This window comes from Pedobacter terrae (genome assembly GCF_036946585.1).
Classification (GTDB): Bacteria; Bacteroidota; Bacteroidia; order Sphingobacteriales; family Sphingobacteriaceae; genus Pedobacter; species Pedobacter terrae_C.
In genome coordinates this window covers 1-24,815 of sequence record NZ_JAQIIV010000001.1, presented here as the reverse complement: position 1 = coordinate 24,815, position 24,815 = coordinate 1, and the positions used below count along the sequence as shown (strand labels likewise).

General features: G+C 39.2%; 14 protein-coding genes. 12 read left to right on the top strand and 2 right to left on the bottom strand.

Going from position 1 to position 24,815, the window contains the following annotated elements; translation table 11 throughout:
• Positions 1–955 precede the first annotated feature (955 nt).
• Genes PGN18_RS00070 through PGN18_RS00060 form a run of 3 tightly spaced genes read left to right on the top strand, consistent with a single transcriptional unit; the run spans position 956 to position 8,155 of the window.
• Positions 956–4,267: a hypothetical protein gene (locus PGN18_RS00070; protein ID WP_335317308.1), complete on the top strand. Its 3,312-nt coding sequence runs from the start codon at positions 956–958 to the stop codon at positions 4,265–4,267.
• A gap of 6 nt (positions 4,268–4,273) precedes the next feature.
• Complete coding sequence (locus PGN18_RS00065) at positions 4,274–7,687, top strand: DUF6443 domain-containing protein (RefSeq protein ID WP_335317307.1); 3,414 nt, start codon at positions 4,274–4,276, stop codon at positions 7,685–7,687.
• Between the two features lie 3 nt (positions 7,688–7,690).
• Positions 7,691–8,155, top strand: coding sequence for a hypothetical protein (locus tag PGN18_RS00060; RefSeq protein WP_335317306.1), 465 nt, complete (start codon positions 7,691–7,693; stop codon positions 8,153–8,155).
• A gap of 342 nt (positions 8,156–8,497) precedes the next feature.
• Here PGN18_RS00060 and PGN18_RS00055 read toward each other — a convergent pair whose 3' ends face one another.
• On the bottom strand, positions 8,498–9,106 hold the full coding sequence (locus PGN18_RS00055) for a hypothetical protein (protein WP_335317305.1): 609 nt from the start codon (positions 9,104–9,106) through the stop codon (positions 8,498–8,500).
• Positions 9,107–9,707: 601 nt separating this feature from the next.
• Here PGN18_RS00055 and PGN18_RS00050 point away from each other — a divergent pair.
• Both PGN18_RS00050 and PGN18_RS00045 read left to right on the top strand, forming a co-directional pair.
• Complete coding sequence (locus tag PGN18_RS00050) at positions 9,708–10,064, top strand: hypothetical protein (protein ID WP_335317304.1); 357 nt, start codon at positions 9,708–9,710, stop codon at positions 10,062–10,064.
• Positions 10,065–10,182: 118 nt separating this feature from the next.
• Complete coding sequence (locus PGN18_RS00045) at positions 10,183–10,416, top strand: hypothetical protein (RefSeq protein ID WP_335317303.1); 234 nt, start codon at positions 10,183–10,185, stop codon at positions 10,414–10,416.
• Positions 10,417–11,570: 1,154 nt separating this feature from the next.
• Here PGN18_RS00045 and PGN18_RS00040 read toward each other — a convergent pair.
• Positions 11,571–14,504, bottom strand: a complete 2,934-nt coding sequence (locus tag PGN18_RS00040) for a M16 family metallopeptidase (RefSeq protein WP_335317302.1) — start codon at positions 14,502–14,504, stop codon at positions 11,571–11,573.
• Positions 14,505–14,726: 222 nt separating this feature from the next.
• On the opposite strand from PGN18_RS00040, the gene surE reads away from it, so the two are divergent.
• The 7 genes from surE to PGN18_RS00005 all read left to right on the top strand — a co-directional run.
• On the top strand, positions 14,727–15,566 hold the full coding sequence (surE, locus tag PGN18_RS00035; RefSeq protein ID WP_335317301.1) for a 5'/3'-nucleotidase SurE: 840 nt from the start codon (positions 14,727–14,729) through the stop codon (positions 15,564–15,566).
• An 8-nt stretch (positions 15,567–15,574) separates the two neighbouring features.
• Positions 15,575–15,844 carry a stationary phase survival protein SurE gene (locus PGN18_RS00030; RefSeq protein ID WP_335317300.1) on the top strand — a complete coding sequence of 90 codons (270 nt, stop codon included), beginning with the start codon at positions 15,575–15,577 and terminating at the stop codon, positions 15,842–15,844.
• Between the two features lie 81 nt (positions 15,845–15,925).
• A complete protein-coding gene (gene lpxB, locus PGN18_RS00025) occupies positions 15,926–17,029 on the top strand; it encodes a lipid-A-disaccharide synthase (protein WP_335317299.1) in 1,104 nt (367 codons plus the stop codon).
• Between the two features lie 230 nt (positions 17,030–17,259).
• Positions 17,260–18,264 carry a LacI family DNA-binding transcriptional regulator gene (locus PGN18_RS00020; protein ID WP_335317298.1) on the top strand — a complete coding sequence of 335 codons (1,005 nt, stop codon included), beginning with the start codon at positions 17,260–17,262 and terminating at the stop codon, positions 18,262–18,264.
• Positions 18,265–18,609: 345 nt separating this feature from the next.
• On the top strand, positions 18,610–21,648 hold the full coding sequence (locus PGN18_RS00015) for a SusC/RagA family TonB-linked outer membrane protein (protein ID WP_335317297.1): 3,039 nt from the start codon (positions 18,610–18,612) through the stop codon (positions 21,646–21,648).
• 11 nt (positions 21,649–21,659) lie between these two features.
• A complete protein-coding gene (locus tag PGN18_RS00010) occupies positions 21,660–23,315 on the top strand; it encodes a RagB/SusD family nutrient uptake outer membrane protein (protein ID WP_335317296.1) in 1,656 nt (551 codons plus the stop codon).
• 453 nt (positions 23,316–23,768) lie between these two features.
• Positions 23,769–24,815, top strand: a 1,047-nt coding sequence (locus PGN18_RS00005) for a glycoside hydrolase domain-containing protein (protein WP_335317294.1), incomplete at its 3' end; no start/stop codon positions are given.

The following is a 24,815-nucleotide window of genomic DNA, read 5'->3' as shown; positions in this document are numbered from 1 at the left end:
AATACCAGGACCAAACCGTTGCGTAATTTTCATTTGACAGGATTAAATTGCGCAGATAACTCAAATTATGATTCAAAGCAGGCTAAAGGATTAGCTAACTGCCTTTCGTTATGGGAATTTGCTCAACCAGCTCATTCGCTTTCAATTATAAAGTCCTTGTGGAGTCATAATATTCAATAAGCAATACCTATCTGGTATGGTAATATACAAAGCGATTATTGAATAATAATCATAAATCAAAGTTAGTTATTATACAGACAAAATAATTTTTTAAGTAGAATCAAAAAGCTATGTAAATTTTAATAGTTTTGGAAAATCGTTTTAGTTTTAATATGGTTAGTGTTAATTTGTATATGATGTCATACAAAAATACTGGACTGAGTTGAATAAACTCCGCTTAGATATTAAAATAAATCACCAAAACTTAAATTATGAAATTCAAATCTATTATTAACGTCCCTCCATCTTGCAGCCAATGTATCGGCCGCAGAACTTTTCCTTCTTCAGGTAGCTTCAGCTTAGGCACATTAGACGCTACGGCCACTCTTAACGTTTTCACTATCGGAATACCACTATGTTACCATTGACCTTGATCTGTCCCAATTTTCATATCATTTGAATTATGGCATAATCCAGTCTGGCAATTTAACCTAGACGTCAGTATATCAATCGAAAAAAGCAAACATTACAGGAATCTGAATGATAGTGCGAGATGATACTTAAATCATTTTAGAGACTTGCATTAAGCATAAGTTATTTAAACGATTTTATAAATCTTAAAAGGTGAACGCTTAGTCAAGAATGTCTAAAAAAAAGGTTTACCGCGCAGAAAATTGCAAGAATAAAAGCTTAAACTGATATCTTCTTTATTTTCTTATGGATCTGTAATCAGGTACGAAGGCGAAATCGAACATCCCGAAATATTATTATATCTTAAATAAAACGCAATTACCTTATGTTATCTACACTATTAAAGAAACAACGTAGCCTGGTTTCGCTGCTGTTTTTTCTGTTTGTTGCACCGTCTATGCGAGCACAGACTACTACCTTAACACCGAGCATTGAAAATGTGGTACCCCCCTCACCAAATGTGAGCGCCATTAATAAATTTGGAAATATTCCTGTTGGCCAGTCCACTGGTATTCCCAGCATCAGCGTGCCCATTTACAACTGGAATGGAAAAAACTTCGGAAAATCCTTTGCTATCTCTCTGGATTACCACAATGGTGGAATCAAGGTAGACGAAACCGCCTCCAATGTCGGACTGGGCTGGGCACTGAATGCAGGTGGGGTAATCTCCCGTACCATGCGTGGGTTATATGATGAACTTCCCGATGATGGCTTTCTTTACAAGGCCATGCCGGCCACCACCTATGATGGAAATACACCTGGAGTCTTAAATCACGATAGATTGTTCTACCATATGAATTCAAATAATGTTGATACACAGAACGATATATTTAGTTATAGTTTCAACGGACGGAGCGGTAAGTTTGTGTTGGGGAAAAATGGAGATATTCTTTTTTTGGAACAGACCAAACTAAAAATAGAGCGTTTTATCAACAATATTAACGGCAAGCCGATGTTTTCCAAATTTATCATAACTGATGAATATGGTTATAGATATGTGTTTGAGGATTATGAGGTCACTACCAGGGTAGGCGTTCAGGGATGGAGCAATTCTTACACCTCCGCCTGGTATCTGACCCGGATCTATAATCCAACAAATAATGATTGGGTGGAGTTTACATACGAGAGTTATTGGTTCAGACAGGATTCTGGCGTAAGTGCGACTCACGCTATGCCGCTGTATGGGGATGGGCTTTGCTTGCCAGCCGATATGAACGGAGGGTCTGTACAGGATATTTATGGTAAAAGATTAAAAAAAATCGTGTTTCCTGATGGTAACAATGTCGATTTCCTGTATAGTACCTCGCAAAGGCAGGATTTAGCTTCAGATTTTTTACTGCAGAAAATTAAAATGAGCAAAGGAAGCGCAAGCTTCGGCTTTTTGCTTGCTCACGATTACTCGTTGTCTGGGCGTGCAACGCTCCTGAGTGTTACTCCTTTCGGGGGAACGGATGAGGTTATGGATAAGCCTTATACATTCGAATACCTTTCCAATCCTGTTCTTCCGCCCAAATTTAGCGCGAGGCAAGATCACTGGGGTTATGCAAACGCCAATACAGGAGGTTTTTTTCCACACGAATACGTTCGGGCACCAGGCGGGCAATATGACCCATGGCGTGAATTTGGCGGAGGCAACCGCGACACAGATCCGGAGATGGTAAAGGCCGGATCATTATTCAAAATGACCTATCCAACCGGTGGCTATACCCAGTATGATATGGAAGCCAATATGGCAAAGGATAATTGGTTGGAACAGAATGAAACCGTAACAGTTACCAACCCGCCGTACACCGATAGAAGCATGAATGAAGGGCTGAACAGCGATAATTATCCTGCTGCCAATATTCCTTTTACCTTTCAGGGAGAAAGCAATACCAATACACCTTTTGAAGTAACCATCAATCCCTTAAGTGGAAACTGCAGTTCGGGTTGCGCGATAAAACTGGAGTTCTACAGCAGCTCTAATGTATTGTTGGCAACTCAACAGATTAATTTTACCGATCCTTCACCAGATCCTTACCAAATTACCAAACAGTTTACCCTCAATCACCTTGTAAAGAACCAAACATATTACATTAGGGCCTATACTATAAATTTAACGGGTTATTATGACTATATGCAGGTGAAATGGCGGGAAACGAATCAGGGAAGCAATTCTACGGTCACCCTAAGTCATGTTCAGCCATACGTTGGCGGCCTGAGGACGAAGAAAATTTCCGACTATACTGCGAATGGCCAGGTTCCTGCGCAAACAAGGGAATATGAATACATCAATGAAGACGGGGTAACCTCTTCAGGATCTTTAGGTTTTCGGCCGGTTTATACTTATCTGGTACATTATGATTATAAATGTTGTCCGGACTTGCCTGAAGAACCTTCATACAGTGGAAATTTTAATTACAACTATGCAATTCGCACAACCTCAACTGTTAATGATATTGCCTATGCCAATAGCAGTCCGGTTACCTATAAGCGTGTAATCGAGAAAACGACTGCTAATGGGGTGAGTTTAGGAAAGACGGTACGCTATTTTACCAATTTTAAAGATTCCCCTCCGGTTACTCAAGATGTTTTTCCCGCTATACCTACCCAGTATACCCCCTGGAGTTTGGGGCTTTTGGAAAAAGAAGAAATCTACAACAACGCAAACGCATTATTAAAGAAAACGGTTAATACCTATGCTTCACATGCAGATAGTTATGCAAGCAACCCTGTTCGGGTCGAAAATTTCAGATCCATTAGCATTGCGCCGGTCAAAATGCTTTGGGAAGGTCCGTTAGCTTCCCCACATATTGTTCCGAATGCGGACCCGCATTACTTTCTAATGTCCAGTTTTACGCCTGTAGCCGGTCGTTCGGAGCTGATCAAGAGTGTAATCACCGAACCTCGGATAGGATTACCCGATCTGGTCACTACTATTGATCATGTTTACGATCAGCAAGAATATTACCTGAAAGAGCGCAAAATGACCAACAGCAAAAATGAAGAGCGTAAAACGATAACTGAATACCCTAAAGACAGGGCAGTTACCGGCCCTAACGCAGGCGTATTTTCGAGCATGTATGCAAAAAATATGATTAAAAATGTTATAGGGGAGAAGCAATATATTGGCAATACGCAATTGATGTACCAGCGCAAGGACTACAATGCCTGGGCGACAGATCTTTTTGCCCCCTCTACGGTGTATACCCAAAAATTAAATGACACCGAGGAAGCCCGTATCCAGTTTACAGAGTACGATGCACACGGGGCGGTGGTGGCCGTTCAACAGGTGAGTGGTGTGCCAATCTGTTATGTTTGGGGATATGGAGGAGACTATCTGGTTGCCAAAATCACAAATGCCAATTATGCTGCGGTTAAGAACATACTTGGGGGACTAATTGCTATCGAAAACTTCAGAAACGATAAGGCTCCAAGTGATGCCAGCGTAGAAGCGCTCACAAACAGTTTAAGAAATAATCTTCCTGAGGCGCAAATAGAAAGTTTTACCTATAACACGTTATTCGGCGTAACCAGCCAGATTGACATAAAAGGTGAAAAAACTACTTTCATTTATGATAACTTCGGCCGCTTAAAAACAGTTAAAGACCAGAACGGTCACATTTTAAAAGTCAACGATTATAATTATAAAAACTAACGCCTCATGAAAAGTTTAAAATATCTAATCACCATTGGCGCAATGTTGTTGCTCTATGGCAGTGTCCGGGCACAAAAGACGGTATCGGTTTACCAGAACGAAAGCCAGATCAGCGATCCGGTCAGTGTAACGCTTACTGACGGCTTTTATGCCCCTGCCGGGAGCAACCTTAGGGTGTTCACCGGAAAAAGCTATCAGCAATGCAATCCCTTTGTTTCGCTACCGAGCAACAACCAGAACTATATCAGTACCCGGATCTTTAAAAAACCAAATGTAACTGAGCAGAACCTTAACGATCAGCGCAGCACCTGCGAGGTAAACCAAACCATCCAGTACTTTGATGGGCTTGGGCGTGCTTTACAAGCCGTGCAGGTTCAGGGGAGTCCGGGCTTTAAAGATATTGTGCAGCCTTTCGAATATGATGTTTTTGGTAGAGAAGTAAAAAAGTACCAACCTTATGCGGAGAAGGATAATGCCAATGGTAGTTTTCGTGAAAATGCTATTGTGCAACAAGGGCTCTATTACAGCGATCCGTTATGGGATCCACACGTAAATAAAAATAATTATCCATTCAGCATTACTGTTTTAGAGGCCAGTCCGTTGAGCCGCATTCAGAAACAGGGTTTTCCGGGTGCAGACTGGCAGCCACTTGCTACAGGAGATGATCATACCTTAAAGACTGACCATTCAGTAAATATTGCAAATGAGGTAAAGCAATGGGTTTTAACACCTGACGGTGCAGAATCAACCAAAAGTTATGATCCGGGAAAATTATACAAGACCATATTGCAAGACGAGAACTGGAGGGCTGTAGACGGACAGGTTGGAACCACAGAGGAGTTTAAAGATTTTGAGGGGCATGTGGTACTCAAAAGAATGTTCAATAAAAGGGCTGACCAAAGCCTGCAGCAGTTGAGTACCTATTATATTTATGATGACTTCGGTAACTTACGTTATGTGCTGCCACCTGCGGTAAATGAGAATAGCGACCGATCGACAGAAATATATCACTTTAATGAGAGTCAAACAGTATTCCTGGATTTTATCTATGGTTATCACCATGATGCACGGAATAGGGTAGTGGAAAAGAAAATTCCAGGCAAGGGCTGGGAATTCATGGTTTATAACAAATTGGATCAGGTGGTGATGAGCCAGGACGCCAACCAGCGGAACAAAAGCCCGCAGGAATGGAACTTTACCAAATATGATGCCTTTGGCAGGGTGGTAATTAGTGGACGTTACACGGATAATCTTCATAACGGACAGTCGGGTACCAATTTTAGGGTCGCTTTTCAGGATATTGCAAACGGAACTGCTGCTTACGAAAAACGTGATGGGTCAAATATGGAGATTGGCTACAGCAACGATGCCATTCCTCAGGGCAGTATAGGGGATTATTATGTGCTGAACTATTATGATAATTATGATTTTCCGGGTAATACCTTTGGCCAGCCCGGAACAGGCCAGGCGCCTAAGGAAAGGGCCAAAAGCCTACTTACGGGTACCAAGGTGAAAATTCTGGGTACAGGTTCCATGCTACTTACCGTAAACTATTACGACCTGGAAGGACGCATTATACAAAGCAAGAGCAGCAACCACCTGAACGGTACGGATGTGGTAGACAATATCTGGAACTTTGATGGGAGCTTGAATGCCAGCACGCGTACCCACACGGTTGGCAGTACGGTGACCACCATTGCCAACCGTTACGAATACGATCACTTAGGTCGTAAGATCGCTACTTTTGAAAACATTAACAACCAGGGAGAAATTGCACTAAGCCACCTCGAATACAACGAGATCGGCCAATTGAGCAAAAAGAACTTGCACAACGATAGCCAGGCCACTACCTTTGCTTATAACGAGCGTGGTTGGATGAAGAATATTACTTCTGATCAGTTCAGCATGGAGCTGAAATATAACGATGGTAGCCTACCACAATTTAACGGTAACATCTCTGGCCAGAATTATTCCAACGGTACGGCCAATACCTTTAGTTACACTTACGACAGGCTGAACCGCTTAACCAATGCTGCTGCAGGCAATAACCTGGGCGAAGCCATCAGTTATGATGTAATGGGCAATATTACCAGCTTAAGGCGTGATAATTTTGGTATAAACAACTACAATGGCTACAATGGAAACAGGCTGACCAGCATCGGTGGTTTTACCAATAGTAATTATGGTTACGATGCTAATGGTAACCTGACCAGCGATAGCCAGAAGAACATTACACTGGGCTACAACTTCCTTAATCTGCCACAAACGGTAAGTGGGAACCAGAATTTAATCTATACCTACAATGCTGCTGGAGAAAAATTGCAAAAACAGGCAGCTGGCAACGTTACCAATTATATTGAAGGTATCCAGTATACCAATAACAGTATCGATTTCATCCAAACCGAAGAGGGCTTGGCTCGCAGAAGCGGAAACAATTATAGTTATGAATATAACTTAAGCGACCATTTAGGAAATGTAAGAGTCACTTTTTACCAGAATCCAACTACCAACCAGCTTGAAGTCCTGCAACGCGATGATTATTATGCTTTCGGTTTAAGAAAAGAACCTGTTGCAAAAGCAGGGCTTAACAAGTATCTTTACAATGGCAAGGAGTTGCAGGAAGAACTTGGACAATACGATTACGGGGCAAGATTTTACGATCCGGTGATAGGGAGATGGAATGTTGTAGACCCGCTTGCGGAGAAAGATAGAAAGACAAGTCCTTATGTTTATGTCTTTAATAACCCGGTACGATTCATTGATCCTGATGGTATGGAAGGGGAAGATCCGCAAATGAAGGTGAATACCGTAGTAACTAGTGAAGAAGACAAAAAGAATAAGCTTCATGTAACTCAGACTACGACTACTACAAAAATTGTTAAAACGGAAACAGGAAGCGTTACAACAAAGACTATTATGTCTTCAACAAATATAATATCAAATAGTGATACTGAAGCAACTAAATATGGAAATGTGACTACAAAGACTAGTGTAACCACTGTTGATGGGGATAAAGTGTCTACGGTAAATCAAGGAGCAACTACTGTCAGTAGACAAGATTCCAAATCGGATCTATCAGCATTAAATACCATCAGTAAATCATTAGAAAATTTTAGAAATGATCACGGAATGCAATTTAACTCATATGTAAATAAAGAAGGTACTTCAGCTCTTTCCCTAAGCGTTGGAGGTGCAGCAGCACCATTTGGAGGATTGGCAAGCTTATCAACATTAGCTACGAACATAGGAGGATGGGCGCCTAGTCTTGTAAGAGCCCTAGGTTTCGGCGGGATGCCAACTAGCGTCGGGCCTGGTTTAGCAAGCAAAGCTATTAATGCAAGTGGTGTTTTAAATGGATCAAAGGTCATTTTTGTTTCATCTAATGGCAGAGTTATTTCCAATATGTTACCTAAAAGATAGTTTATGAAAAAAAACTATATTCTTTATATATACATTGGAATAGTATCTATTTCTATATTGGTTTATATCGGTTTTGTTGCTTATTCATTCTTTATTAAACAATGCCAAAATAAGTATGGGTTATCCTATAATAATAAGAGAAAAGAATTGGGTATTCCTCTTATCCCATCTAACTGGAGTATTAAAGAAAGAAACGAGGAATACATTGGTTGGTCAGGAAATGAAAAAATTATTGGACACAAGCGCAAGGAGATCACTTTTTCTGGATGTGATATTGAAGGTGAATTAGATATATTTAGACTTTCTAAGCAAAATGGGGAGGAAAGATTGTTAGAAATGGAGTACACTTATCCAAAGAAAACTAAAATTCCAGTTGTAAGTTATACTTATCAGATTGGGCATTACGCCAAGTCTATTTCTAAAATTACAGCAGATAGTCTGCTTAATGCTGAAAATATACAGAGGTAAAGAGCCCCATCAGTTTTAGCGATACGCTATGAAAAAAATGTAACTTACGAAACATCGCCCGGCAGTTTTAAAAGTGCTGGGTTTTTGTTATTTCTGTACCAGTCCAGGTTTGATTAGCCCAGCTACAAAATGTACTAGTTTTTCAAGATTGGCATATAATAATTGCGGAGTGATACCCTCTGTACAGTTTATACAAAAAATGAACTCGCTGAGTTCATTTAGGTTTATAGGTACTGATGTCGTTGATGGCGATGTAGCACCATGAATCGGTCTCGGATATGCTGGATTCTCTGATAAAAAACATTTTTCTCATATGGAAGAAATAAAAAATCTGTCACGTTGTTAGGTATCTACCTGAGCCTTCTTCCATTTAATATACTTAGGAAGTTTGACGAGTTCTATCAATTCTTCTCTTTTCGTATGAGTATTGAGACTTTCAATCTCTAAATGGCCAATATGTAATGCGTTTGACCTTTCTCCCAAAATATTGTCTAAGAGTAAGTAAGACGCGGTTAAAAAATCCTTTAGGTTAGCTGGGTCGTAATCCTCTATATAAAGTCTTATGCCGATTTTTTTTGAAACATTACTGCGTAGCGGGATAAAGTATATTGTATGTGGATCGAGTATAATTTCATTGTATTCAATGGTACCATTTCCAATAGCTGGTTTAAGCGCAATTAAATTCCAGTATTCTAACAAAGGTGCTTGATTTACAAGTGTTTCAACTTTGTCGAAAAGAGCGCTGTTACCTTCTGCGGTAATAATGAGGTCTTGCTTGTCATTTGGATGACCACCAATTTCAAAAAACAATTGGTCGCAATATTTGTGTAGATGATGAAGAAATTCTTCTAAAATCCTCTCCTCCTCATTAGTATCACTAATCTGATTAAGAAAAAAAAACTTGGCTTCATTTGCTTTAAACCAATCCCAAAATAACTGTTCTTTGTTCATTGTATATTGATTTATGCTATCATGGTTTTACTGGGTTGACATTCTGTTTCATTGAGTTTGCAGATTGAGGAATTTGTCTTTAACAAGGCTAGCTATTTAATTCGTTCAAGTTTTAGGGAAACAGTTTGTTAAATTTTGTCTTTCCACCTTCCCTAATAAGATAGTAGCAACAATTTCATTACATTTCCATGGTTTTATCTATATCAACTAATGGTGAAACCTTGGTTCACTTTCGTAAGTGACAACGATCTCATGTGATAATCATGTCTTGAGTTCTGACATTTTTTCTTGTTATGAACAAGACTTTTATGTTACGATGTTTTAAAGAATGTTAATACTTAATTGAAGTTCAAAGATAAAGAACAATTTAATAAAAAAATGATTACTATAACTAGTTCTTAGGCTTTGGCTGAGACCAGATTGGTAATACGTTAGATGAATTTTACTTTAAAAATATAATTTAGCCTGGCCTTTGTGCCAATGCTTCTACAGTGATATAAGTTGGAATTAAGGTAAGTAGGGTACATTGATGTTTAATTTGAATAAAATAAACTAACAACCTAAATTTACATTTAATGAGGGCGCAAGTCAGAAATATAAGATGGTGAAAAAATATTATTACCAGGTTCATTTAGAGGTCGTTTTAAATGGATCAGATTTTGTTTTTGGCTTTATTAATATCTCTCATATTCCTTATGAGAAGTTTGAGGAACTTTTTTTCGATCAAATCAAGAATGAAAGATTTTTATTTGATGACGCAATGAGTTACTTTATTGAACTAGACCTGTACAATAAACACAAAGAATTTTTTGACAATGAGATACCCTTCACTTTTAATTTCGATTTATTCGAATATAGTGTTGCGCTAACTGGCGATGATTTTGATAAGCTAAAACCTAACTATTATGAGGAATTACCTCCTATGTTTGAACGAGATGATAGTGAAGTAGAAAAGTAATAAATAGTAGTAAATTTTCCCTTTTTGTAATGAGATTTCAGCATGGAGGATCTGCGGGTAGCATAAACCAATTGTGTTTAACTAATTGCTCTAATTTTAAAATTTGCGAATACCAGTTATGAATAGTGAACTACACAATGTCTCGCTTTCAAAGGAGTATTATCCGCTTGGAGATCGTTATCAAATGGCAAACCCTATTATCGTTCAGCGTAAGGCAGTAGGTGCGCTCCCGGCGCAGCCTGTCGTGTGGACACATTTTTTTAAGAATTTTTTTGGCAGCGCGCTAGCTGACCCTAATAAACCACAGTCTTTACCGAAGGACGCGGTCAATCCCAAGTGGCGGGAGAATTAAAAAAACAGGTGCACACTGGCCCAAATAGCATTACCAAACCTGAAACGCAGTGGTTTTGTGTTCATTAGCATTGAATTCAAAATTTAATATAAATTGAACACAAACCCCGAAGGGCTCAATCAGCCCAAAGAAACCGAAAACAACACATTGCTGGATTGATAAAGCGCTTTGGGTACTTTGGCGCTCCAAAATGCGTAGCATTCTTGAGCACTGCTAAAAAAACTACGACAGCGAAAAACTATCATGCCCCGCGGCAAAGAGCGGAAAAAAATCGACATTTATTCCCAAAACTATTGCTTCTTAAGGAATGAGGATCAGTTAATGGCGGGAAAGATGCTGACCACGAAGTAGCTACAAGGCAATTGAAAACCATATTTCTACTTGTAAAATAAATTCAGCATGACGATCGCCTTAGGAAAATGTGCTATAAAAAATAAATGCAGCCAATAGAAATGTGTCTACACGATAGGCCTGCGCGGGAATGACGGAAACACGGAATAAAATACTGCCTTTAACTGGTAGATTTTACTTTTGATACAGATCACTTAAAGCGCGCATTGGGCGGGCGCGGCATTCATCTATCGGTGTCATTGCTGCAATAGATATCCTTAATGTACCCGGTAAAGCTTTCAACTTGCGGGATCAGCAACCCTGATGGATAACCAGATTTTATGAATAAAAATGCCGGATTTGTTTATCCCCCGCTTTACCTGTTGTTTACCCTTTGGTGGTACCAAGTTTACCCCTGGCTTACCCTTTGTTTACCTATTCGTTACCCTTTGGTTACCTATTGTTTACCTATTGATTACCTAAAAGGTAAACAATAGGTTTTTTTAGGGTAAACAATTAGGGTATTTCTGGTGATGTTGCAACAAAGCAGGTCCCTTGCTTTTGTCTCCTGTTTTAACCGGTCTGGTACAATCGGCAACGCTCATTTTAACGTTTGCATTTGCTTCAGATTACCTGGTTAACTTACGGTTGAAAGCAATTAGAAAAGCGCAATCGAGGATTGCATAACGTATGGATTCAACAAGTGTTGCGGTAACTTAAAATCCAACAAAAAAGCGATCCCCGTTTCCGGGAATCGCTTAAGCATTTAGCTTTCAGGCTTTGGGTTTCACCTTCAACCCTCTACCTTACTCCCTTCAACCTTTCTAGTATCCAAAAATCTGCTCCAGCGTTAATTTGTTTACCGGGCCAAATTTAGCTAAATCGGCCATGTTTATTTTCTTTTCCGAAGCCACAACGCAGTAGTTGTAAGGTTTACCTGAAAGGTAACTCTGGTGGAATGATTTGATATCATCAAACGTAAGCGGTTTTAGGTTGGCGTATTCATCGATGCGTGAATCGTGATCGAAACCTAGTTTTTTATCAGCCAGGTAAGTAGCAATGATATCATCTTTAGTAATGCGGCTGGTTTCGATACCATTTAATGAATTGGCTTTAGAAAGTGCAAATGATTTATCAGACTCGGGTAACGTAGTCAATAAATCGTTCATGCCGGCTACGGCCTCGTTCATTTTATCGGCCTGGGTACCTACGTAGGCCACAATGGCATTCTCTTTATCTTTACTGTTTGGCGATGAATACACGGCAAAGGTAGAATAAGCCAGGGCTTTAGATTCGCGGATGGTTTGGAATACGATTGAACCCATGCCACCACCAAAATAATTGTTGAACAGAGCAATTTTAGCAGCATTGGCAGGATCATACAAACCACTGTTGCGTATCCAGCGGATCTCGGCCTGTACCATATCGTAATCGGCAAAGTAAACTTTGTTCGAATCGGTTTTGGTGTACACGAATTTTTTGATCGGGGCGGCATCGGTAAATTCTTTTGCCAGTGGATGTGCCTTTACAATATCGGCAGAAAATGCGGCTAACGTTTTAGGGCCGTAATAGGTAATGGTGTGTTTGTAATTGGTAAGGTTGTGCAAAATGTAAAACAGATCAGCTGATTTCATGTTTTTGATTTCATCGTTGGTTAAGCCGTAATTGAAAGGATTATTGGCGCCAAACTGTGCATAACTCATTAAACCGCTTAAAATGGATGATTTATTTAATTTGGCATTCTCTCTTGATTTTAACAAACGGCCTTTTAAATCTTCTAAAGCTTTTTCGTTTGGTTTGCAATGGGCCAGCACATCTTCAACCAAAGTCACCGCTTTATCGAAATTTTCTTGTAAACCGGTAATGGAAACCGTGGTTACATCAGTACCTACGTTAACGTTATAGTTGCAGGCAATGTTATAAAATGCTTTACTGATCTCTTCAGCCGAATATTTATCGGTACTTAAAAATGATAGGTATTGCGCAGCATAAGGCAATAATTTATAATTGTAAGAACCCATATCAAAACGGTAACTCATGCGGAAAATGCCATTTTCGGTATTTTGGATGGCAATTACGTCGGCAATGCCGGCTTTGCCAAAATTAAGATCTTTGGTATAATCCAAAAACTTAGGGGCAATAGGTTTTACCGGTGCATCAATAATGGTTTTGGTAAATGGCGAAACTTCGTTAGTGTTGGTTTTTACGGCTGTAATGGTTGGTTTTTCTACTTTAATGATGCTTTTATCTTCACCTTTGTGTTTTAAGATAACCGCATAGTTATTGATGAAAAACTTATTGGCAAAATCTACAATCTCTTTTTTGGTTACTTTGCCCATATCATCGGTTGAGGATAGCATTTTATCCCATTCCGTACCACGGTTTAAAATAAAGGCATTCATGGTAGCGTTGGCACGTACATCGTTATTATCAAAACCCTGCAGTTCAGCAAATTTAATGTTGGCCACGGTAGCTTTGATCAGGCTTTCATCAAACTCGCCTTTTTTAAGCAGTTCTACCTGCTCTAACAATAGTTTTTGTGCATCTTCTAAACTTTGACCTGCTTTTGGCGAGCCTGATAAAATGAACATCCCATAATCTTTCATGGAGTTATAACCTGCACCTGCACGCAACATTTTTTGTTTTTGGTTGATGTTGATATCCATTAAACCGGCTTTGCCGTTTGACAGGATGCTACCGATGAGATCTAACAATAAACTCTGGCGGGTATTTTGCGCAAAGCCCCTGTAGGCAATATACAGGTTTTCAGCACTTGGACCGTAGATATCAACTTTTTGCACCTGTGTTAACGGTTTTTCTGGTGCCGGGTTGTAAAGAGCAAGCGGCTTGGGAACCATGTAGGCAAAATCTTTATCGATTTTTTTGATCAGCTGATCGTAATTGATATCACCGCTCATGATTAAGGCCATGTTATTGGGCACATAATATTTGTTGTAATATTTTCTGATTTCAACCAATGAAGGGTTTTTTAAATGCTCAATGGTACCAATGGTAGTCTGCTGCCCATAATTATGGGTTGGGAACAAGGTATACAGCATTTTCTCGTACATTTTACGGCCATCGTTATCCATACCAATGTTTTTCTCTTCGTACACGGCTTCTAACTCGGTGTGGAAGATGCGGAAAACAGGGGCGCGGAAACGCTCTGCCTGTACGGCCAGAAATTTATCGATGGCGTTTGATGGAAGGTCTTCTTCGTAAACGGTTTCTTCTACCGAAGTATGGGCATTGGTAGAGTTACTGCCGATTGATTTCATCATTTTATCGTATTCATTGGCAATAGCATAATTGGAAGCCTCACCCGAGGTTTTATCAATTTCTTTATAAATCTCTTTACGTTTGGCCGGATCGGTAGTTTTGGTATAGGTTTCGTAAAGTGCTTCGATCTTATCTAGAAGAGGTTTTTCTTTGGCATAATTTAGTGTGCCAAACTTATCGGTTCCTTTAAACAACAGGTGTTCCAGGTAGTGCGCCAAGCCGGTATTGGTACGCGGATCGGTATTACTGCCCGCCCTTACCGCCATTTTATAGGTGATATTGGGCTCTTTGTTGTTTTGAGATAAAATGACCGTTAAACCGTTTTTTAAGGTGTAGAAACGTGTTTTGGTTGGGTCGTTGGTTACGTATTTGTACGTGTAACCACCAGATGTGCCCGTTTTCCATTGATAGGTGTTTTGCGCCATGGTTGCAGCACCTGTAATGAGAAAACAAGCCAATGTAAATAATTTAAATTTCATTGATTTGTTTTTGGTTTATGACAATGAATATGTATTTGAAGCTTTAAGGCCGTGGTTAAATACTGTATTCATTTTTAATAAGTTATTTGTTCAAATATAAATGCTTTATTGCAGGGAAAGAAATAATTTTGGTTTAGAAACTAAAAATGCAGTAATAAATGATTTTTGCATATAAATGCCGGTTTATTGTGCCTTGAAATTATAATCTGTATTTTTACCGGCATGACAAAACAGGGCACAAAACCAACCATTTTGGTTGTAAATGACGACGGGATTACCGCTACCGGAATAAAAAACCTGATGGAGGTGATGCAGGAACTGGGCAATGTGGTGGTAGTGGCACCCGATAGCCCGCAGAGTGGGATGGGGCATGCCATTACCATAGGCAAACCGATCCGTTTTGATAAGGTGGAGCTTTATGAGGGGGCAGAGATGTATAAGTGCAGTGGCACCCCGGTTGATTGCGTTAAAATTGCCGTAAATAAGATTTTTAAGGGTAAAAAGCCCGATTTATGTGTTTCGGGAATTAACCATGGTTTAAACAATTCCATCAATGTGCTGTACTCGGGTACTATGTCGGCCGCGGTAGAAGGTGCGATAGAAAAAATTCCTTCCCTCGGTTTTTCGCTTGATGATTTTGCGGCCGATGCCGATTTTAGCCACACCAAAAAATACATTAAAAATATTTGTGAGCAGGTTTTGGCAAATGGTTTGCCCGCAGGTACACTTTTAAATGTGAATTTTCCGAAGGGCGAAAACTTAAAGGGAGTTAAAGTTTGCCGCCAGGCCAATGCCAAGTGGATGGAGGAGTTTGATGAGCGCACCGACCCCTACAAACGCCCGTACTATTGGCTGACCGGTGTTTTCGAAAATTTTGACAAAGGAGAAGATACCGATGTTTGGGCATTGGAACACGGTTATGTTTCGATAGTGCCGGTGCAATTTGACTTAACGGCCCACCATGCCATACAGGCCTTAAACAGTTGGGATTTTATTGGGGGCAGCCATTCGAAAACTGCAGGCAACCAGGTAAGCGCGCCGGATGGTATTAATTTAGGTTAGCTGTAATAATGGAGCGCTTAAGGAGATTAAATAATTCGGTATGGATGGGTTTGGGCATTGGTTTGCTGATACCGGCCGTTTGCTGTTCCATTGCCTGGTATATTATTCACCATGTGGCATCGTTGGCCAAAGCCGATTTGTTATATATTGGTGGCATTGCGGTAAACGCTTACACCATGCAAACATTTTTTAAATACAATAAAGAAAATATTGGCAGGGGCATATTGGCCGCAACATTTTTATGCGCTTTTGTGTTTTTTGCCTATAAAGTCTTTTAAATAAAGGTAAGGTGGATTATGTAATATGGATAATTTAGTTGCCAATTTCCATTATCCATCTTCCATCATACATCACAAATTATGAAGTACTACCTCGTAGCCGGCGAAGCATCAGGCGATTTACATGGCGCCAATTTAATGAAAGCCTTAAAAGCTGAGGATGGCGATGCGGTATTCAGGTATTTTGGTGGCGATAAAATGCAAGGCGAAGGTGGGGAGCTGGTTAAACACTATGCCGATATGGCCTTTATGGGTTTTACCGAGGTAATTTTAAATTTGCGCACTATTTTTAAAAATCTTAAAGCCTGTAAGCAAGATCTGATCAAATGGCAGCCTGATGTACTGATTTTGATTGATTTTCCGGGTTTTAACTTAAAAATAGCCGAATTCGCAAAGGCCAACGGCATAAAAGTATGTTATTATATCTCGCCAAAGGTTTGGGCCTGGAACCAGAAACGGGTGTTGAAGATTAAAAAGGTTGTGGATCATATGTTCTGCATCCTGCCTTTTGAAGTAGCATTTTACAAAGAATGGGGCATGGAGGTAGATTACGTGGGCAACCCGTTGTTAGATGAAATTGCGCAGTTTACGCCAGATCAAGATTTCCGTGTAAGCCACCAGTTAGGTGATGAAAAAGTTATAGCCCTGTTGCCAGGCAGCCGCAAACAGGAAATAGAGCGATTGTTGCCGGTAATGCTAAGCATTACAGCACATTATCCCGGTTATACATTTGCCATTGCTGCTGCTCCAAATTTTACTGAAGCCTATTACCATCAGTTTATTGGAGATAAAAAAGTAAAATTGCTTTTCAATAATACTTATAATTTACTGCATCATGCCCATGCTGCAATTGTAGCCTCGGGCACGGCTACGCTTGAGACAGCCCTGTTTAAAGTGCCGCAGGTAGTGGTTTACAAAGGTGGAGCCATTTCTATTGCCATTGCACGGCTATTGGTGAAAATTAAGTTCATCTCATTGGTTAACCTGATCGTGAATAAAAAAATCGTTACCGAACTCATCCAGGAGGATTGCAACACACAACAAGTAAACGCGGAACTTAACCCGATTATGGATGGGGCAGGCCGCGATGAGCTGTTAAAACATTACGATGAACTGCTTTTACTGATGGGAAAACCAGGTGCTTCAGCAAAAACAGCGCGATTGATTGCCAGCTATTTAAAATAAGAATGCTGAAATGAAATGTTGCAGAATACCAAAAGCCAGAACTATTTGATATAAGAGGGCTTGAATGTCCTTCCCTTATTTCAGCCGATAACGCTTTGCAATCTTTTAATAAACGTTTCTATAACGATTAATGCAAAAAATGTTAAATTGCGCCTTTATAAATGGTAAAATTTAAAAGCTACATTTTTTATTTAGCTTTGAATTGATTAACTTACAGAAATTCCAACCAAATGAAATCGCTTTCTATAAAAGATATAGCCGTAAAAGCAAACGTATCCATTACCACAGTTTCGTTCATTATTAATGGTAAAGCAAAAGAGAAGTCGATCAGCGAAGCAGTGATAGAAAAAGTAAAAAAAATTATCGAAGAAAGCGGTTATAAGCCCAACCAAATTGCCAGAAGTTTAAGAACGGGCAATTCTAACATCATTGGCCTGATCATAGAGGATATTTCCAATTCTTTTTTTTCAAGGATTGCCCGGTTAATTGAGGATAAGGCCTATAAAAGAGGTTATAAAATTATTTATTCCAGTACAGAAAATAACATAGACAAAGCCAAGGAGCTGATCAACCTGTTCAAATCGCGAAAAGTTGATGCCTATATTATCTCTCCGATAAAAGGGATAGAAGAGGATGTGCAGATGTTGTTGGATGATGGCAACCCGGTAATCTTTTTCGACAGAAATTTGCCAGACGTTAAGACCAGTTATGTGGGCGCCGATCATTTTAACGCTTCCTATCAATCCATACAAGGATTTATTGATCAGGGCAAAAAAAATATTGCCCTGGTAACTACCGATATCAATGTAGCGCAGATTACAGAACGCCACGATGGCTATAAAAAAGCGCTTGAAGATAATGGAATTACTTATGACGACAGCCTGGTGTTAAAGATTCATTTTAACCAGGAAGAAAATGAAACCATTGAACAGATTAAAGCACTGTTCGAACATAGAAAAATAGATGCCGTATTATTTGTGACCAATTATCTGGCCATTAGTGGTTTAAAAGCACTTAAGCAGATCGATAAAAAAATTGGCGATGATTTTGCCATTATTGCCTATGATGACCACGAAGCATTCGAATTGCATACCCCCCGCATTTCAGCTATCCAACAGCCTTTGGAAGAAATAGCCGAAGCTATTATCAAATTGATTTTGAACCAACTTTCTTCAAAAGGGAAATTGCCTGCTGAAGAGCTGATTATCCCCACCCGCTTGGTTCTTAGAGACTAGTTAACAAACTTCTTCCGGTTAATCTGTAATATTTTTTTTACATACTAAATCGTTTTATTTTGATTAATAATCGCTATTATTGATGCGCTAAAACGTTTTAGGCTAACCAACTGATTTTTCATGAAAAATACAGCAGCTCCTTACAAAATTTTAACGGGCTTTAAAAAATCTACCAAATAGAATTGCTTGTTTTAATTCGTTTATGTCGTCATCCAATCCAAACTCTTAAATCATATAACATCCTAAAATGTTCGGCAATTGATCAGGTCCGGTCATTTTAAACACAGATAAAATATTACCAGGAAAAAAAATAACTAAATCATTTATAATTTAACAAAACCGTTGATGAAAATTAATTTACTTAAAATTACGGGGCTGTCGGCTGCAATTGTACTGCTGAACAATCCTGCGTTTTCAATGAACACAAAATTGGGAGTCGAAGGAGGGCGATCGGGCGAGAGCAGGCTGGCAAAGCATGTTTTGGCAAGAAAGGTGGTTTCCGGGACTATCCTCGATGAAAACAATCAGCCAGTACCAGGCGTTGGTATCAAGAATATAACATCAGGTAAGGGTGTTGTAACTGATGGTAACGGAAAATTTAATATAGAGGCAAATGAAGGCGATGTGCTTAGGATCAGTTATGTAGGTTATATCACTCAAAACATTACAGTCGCAAATCAAACCTCACTAAATATTAAGTTAGCAGTATCATCTGATACCAAGCTGGATGATGTTGTGGTGGTAGGCTATGGTAGCCGCAGTCAAAGAGAGTTAACATCTGCTATCACCAAAGTAGATACCAGTCAATTCAGACAAAGTGGTGCCAGAAATGCCCTCGATTTATTGCAGGGTAAAGTTGCTGGTTTACAAATTACCAGGAGTAGCTCAAACCCAAATACCGGCGTAGCCATTCAACTTCGTGGTGTTACATCCATTTCAGGTACAGCGAGCCCGCTTATCGTAATTGATGGAATTCCCGGCGGTAATTTGGATTTGTTGCAACAAGACGATATTGAATCTTTTACTGTATTAAAGGATGGTTCTGCGGCAGCAATTTATGGTACAAGGGCTAACGCCGGTGTAATTTTGATTACCACAAAGAAAGGCCGTAAAGGTGCTGCTCAATTCAGTTACAATGGTTATGTAAAACACGAAACATTGTACAAACGCCCTGATTTTATGAATGCAACTCAATTCAGAGAAAAAATTGCAGCCGGGCAATACATTGCTAAAGATTATGGCGGTGATTTTGATTATTTCGACGATCTGATCAATAAAGATAATTTTACCAATTATCAAAATTTATCGGTTTCTGGTGGGAGCGATAAATCAAACTACCGTGGATCATTTACTTACAATAAGTTAGATGGTTTTGCTAGAGAAAACAGCAGAGAACAATATCAATTTAGAATGAGCTTAACACAAAAGGGCTTTAAAGATAAGGTTACTGCTATGTTTAATGTTGCTTCCAACCTCAATAGAGCCAATTTACTAGGTGGTGGTGGCTGGGAAGCTGTTCTAACCAAAAATCCTACAGAATCTTATTATAATCCTGATGGTTCTTATTTATTTACCAGAAATATTACCAATGAGATTGCGCGTTTAGCACAAGAGACCAGTAAAAGAAATCAGCAAACTTATTCTGTTGATGGTAAGATCGATATTGACATTGTGAAAGATCTGAAAGCATCAGCATTTGTGGCTTATCAGCGAAATCAATTTATTGATAATCAATATCGTTTACTTGGAAGTCAAAACTCGGTAGAGAATGGTGATGCTCCGGGTGGTGGTTATGCTTACAAAGGGACCGAATTAAACGAAAACTTCAACTTTGAGCCAACAATCGAATATAGTAGAACGATTAAAGATAAACATCGTTTAACGGGTATGATCGGTTATTCTTACCGTTATGAAGTAAACGAATCGTTCAGCGCAAATAACCGGGGCTATACAAACGATATTTTTCAGGAAAACAACTTAGGCAGTGTGCCGGTTGCCGTAAACAGAATCGGTATTGGCAGTAATAAAAACGATAATACCTTAATCGCTTTATTTGGTCGTTTGCACTATACTTTTGATGGTAAGGTTAACTTCGAGGCTGTATTAAGAAGAGAGGGATCGTCAAAATTTGGTGCAAACAATAAATGGGCAAGTTTCCCGGCAATTTCCGGATCATGGGAAATTACCCGCGAAAAATTTATGGAAAATGCCAAATGGCTTAATTTCTTAAAAATCAGGGCAGGATACGGCGAAACGGGTAACTCAGGCTTTGCAAACTATGCATCTTTGGTAACCCTAAGTACAGGTAATCTTTACCCTTTCCCTGGAGGCCAGTGGTTACAAACTTATGGCCCTTCACGTAATCCAAATCCAAATTTAAGATGGGAGCGTAAAAAGGAATATAACTTAGGTTTGGATTTTGCCATGTTCAACAATAAGTTGAGCGGCTCGGTAGACGTTTTCAAACGTGATATTGTAGATTTACTATATACTTATACGTCTCCGCAACCTCCGTATGTTTCAAGTCAAATTTATACCAACGTAGGTACGATTTCTGCAAAAGGTATTGAATTAACGTTGAGTTATGCTGCAATAAAGAACAAAGACTTTTCATGGAATGTTGATTTTGCAGGAAGTACGATTGACAACAAGTTGGTTACTTTTTCGAATGACGAGTTCAGAAGAGATATGGAACAATTTGGAAGTATTGGTGGTGCTGGTGACTTAGGTAACGCATTCCGTACTTATGAAGGCCGTAACATTGGTGAATTCTGGGGTAAACGTTTTAACAGCTTTACACCGGATGGTAAATGGTTGTTTACGAATCGTGCCGGCCAGGCGGTTCCAAATTCACAAATTAATACTTCGCCTTTCCGTGATCAAACTGATTTGCAGAAGCTTGGGAATGCAATTCCTAAATATTACTTGTCTTTAGGAAATACTTTTACTTACAAGCAATTTGATTTAAGAGTTTTCTTAAGAAGTAAATTAGATTTTGATGTATTAAATACCGTTGCATTATCTTATGGAAACAAATTTGGAACACAGGGTAACTTATTAAACAGTGCTTTTACCAAATATGCCGAAATCAACGATACGTATATGTACTCTGATTATTATCTTGAAAGCGGAAGTTTCCTGAAAGTTGATGAGGTAACTTTAGGTTATACATTCAAATTTAAAGATAAGGCGTTTAGAAGCTTACGTGTATATGCCGTTGGCCAGAACCTGGCATTATTAACGGGTTATACAGGTAACGACCCTGATTTGATTCAGGACACTGGCTTAGGTCAGGAAATTAACGGGCGTAGTTTAGGTATTGATACCAGAAGTCCTTATCCATCAACCAGAAGCTTTGTGTTCGGTGTTAATTTTGGATTTTAATAATAAGAAAAATGAAGACATATAAAAAAATTATGCTATTGGTACTCTTAGTTACGCCTGTATTATTTAATGCATGTACTAACTTAGACGAGAAGATATATAGTCAGCTAATCACTGATAATTATTACAATAACAAAAACGAAGTTTTATCTGCGGTTTTAAGACCATATACTCATGCGAATGCCTGGGCAACGCCATCTGGTCAGGATGGATGGTGGAGACCATCAGAACTTTCTGGCGATCAACTGGCCTGGCCAACAAAGGGACGGCATGGAGAAGATGGTGGCAAATGGAAACGTTTACACTATCATACCTGGTTGGTTGATGATGGACCATTGAATAATGCTTGGTCGTTAATTTATGGAGGTGTTGGATACTGTAACGATCCGATCGAAAACTTAGAAAAGCGTAGCCTGGCACAAATGGGCATCACCCAAACAGAAAAAGATGGTTATATTGCTGAGTTAAAGCTATTAAGAGCCTATCATTATCTAAAATTGATGGATCTTTTTGGAAACATCCCAATAGTAACTCAGGTGGGTACTCCTACAAAACCAGAGACGAGACCGCGTACTGAAGTCTTTGCCTTTATAGAAAAAGAAATCAAAGAAAATATTGATAAGGCGCCAAATTTATCAAGAAACATGATTGGCCGAATGACTAAAGCCGGTGGTTACGCCATGTTGGTTGAACTTTACCTAAATGCTGAAGTTTGGACAGGAACTGCCCGTTGGGATGATTGTATAGCTGCGGCTGATAAATTAATCAACAATGAAGCTGGCGGACAAAATGGAAATATGCAACTTGATCCGAATATTACCGATCAGTTTAAAAGCACAAATGACCTATCTAAAGAAGTGATTTTTGCTATTGCTTATGAATTCAGAATAGCGAATTCGCAGCCATCATGGACAGGTGAATTTTTCCATTTCCAACAGGACAGAATTTATGGAGGCTCCAGAAATGGAAATAATGGAGTGGTAATGGTGCCAGGTAACTATACAAAGTATAACAATGATGATTTGAGAAAAACAACCTGGTTATTGCAGGGACCTCAGGTTAGATTTGACAATGGGCAGCCAGCACTTGCTTCTGGTGGTAATGAATACGATGGACAGCAAATTAATTTTGTTGATGAAATTCGCCGTGCCAAAGTAGGCTCTACAGTGTCTAACATGAGTGAAGGCGAAGAAAACAGCGGCGTTCGTTTTAATAAATATAAATTAGGGAACAACGTTGCTGGTACAGTAGGCGGTGTACCGGTTGCCGTTGATCTTAACTATAATTGTACAGACTGGAATTTATACCGCTTAACCTGGGTGTATTTTGCAAAAGCCGAAGCCTTAATGCGTAAAAATGGTGGTGTAGCAAATGCTCAGGCTGTACAGTTGGTTAACGAATGCAAAAAACGTGCATTTACATCAGCCAACTGGCCTGCAAATGAATATACAACTGCAACTTTAACACTTGATGAGTTATTGAATGAAAGAGGTAGAGAATTTGTATTTGAGGGTTTCCGTCGCGATGATTTAATCCGTTTTGGAAAATTTACTACAGCTACCTGGTGGGATCACACCCCTTCTGCAACATTCAGAAATCTGTTTCCCATTCCTCAGGTTCAGCGTACGCTTAATGCGAACTTAGCACAGAACCCTGGCTACAATTAATAAATAATTTAGCTGAAAAAAGCCGCATCATAAGTCAAATTATGATGCGGCTTTTTCATTTAAATGGGTAGTAACAGCTATTGTTTTCTAGGTTTGGTAAATGTAATCTATATGTTACAAAATGATAGCGTGCAAACTGTTTAATTTTTTACTAATATTGAATTGGTAAAACGTTTTACTTTGCAATGGACTACCAAACAACTATAACCCATTGAACCAGCGATCATTTGATGGTTTTCTTTCTTTGGAATTTGGATATTAGTAAATAGTGTTTAGTTAAAACGATTTATATGCGTAACCAAATATTAGTGATGAGAAAATTTTCCCTTAGTTAAGCCTAGTTATTTTTTAATTGCAAAAATCAAAAATATCGGCGCTTACTTGTCTATTAATTTGATATTGCGCTTTTTTCAATTTCGCCGGCCAAGTATTTATGAGAAAACCTACAAACAAATGAAACTTAAATTAATCGCATCCGTTTTATGCTGCCTTGCTGCCAAAGGTTTACTGGCACAGCAGAAAAATTGGGTTCAATATGTGAACACTTTACAGGGAACCAATTCTAAACATGAACTTACGCGGGGCAACACCTACCCAACAACGGCGCTACCATTCGGCATGCATACCTGGACACCTCAAACCGGTAAAAACGGTGATGGTTGGAAATATCAATACTTCAAAGATAAAATAAGAGGCTTTCAGCAGGCACACCAATGCAGCTCGTGGACGAGAGATTATGCCGTATTCTCTTTAATGCCTATGGTTGATGAATTGGAAGTAAACGAAGATAAGCGGGAAGCTAAATTTAGTCACCAGGATGAGATCGCTAAACCAAACTATTACAAAGTTAAATTCGAAAATGATATTACTACCGAGATTTCACCATCAGAGCGTGGTGCACACCTTAGGTTCAATTATCCAAAAGGCAAAAGAAGCTTTTTAATTTTAGATGGATACACCAGACTCAGCGGCGTTCAGATTCATCCAAAGGAAAATAAGATAACCGGTTGGGTAAACAATGGTGAAGGCTTTAAAAAAGGTTGGAAAAGTTATTTTGTTGTTCAATTTGATCAACCAATTAAAGCTTACGGAACCTGGGAAAACAAACGGAATACCATTTTAAAAGATTCCACTACAGCAGAAGGTTGGGGTAAAGGTGCCTTTGTACAGTTTGAACCTGGAGCAAAGGTTCAGGTAAAAACAGCTTCATCTTATATCAGTTTAAAACAGGCGGAACTCAATTTAAAAAGAGAGTTGGGTAATGATCAGACTTTGGAAGATACGAAAGCCCATGCAGCTGCAGTTTGGAATAAATCGCTAGGCAAGATCGAAGTTGAAGGGGGATCTAAAGCAGATATGGAAACTTTTTATTCTTGCTTTTTCAGGGCAAGTTTGTTCTCCAGGAAATTTTATGAAATCAACGAAGCCGGTAAACCTTATTATTTCAGTCCGTATGATGGTAAAGTGCATAATGGCTATATGTTTACCGACACGGGTTTT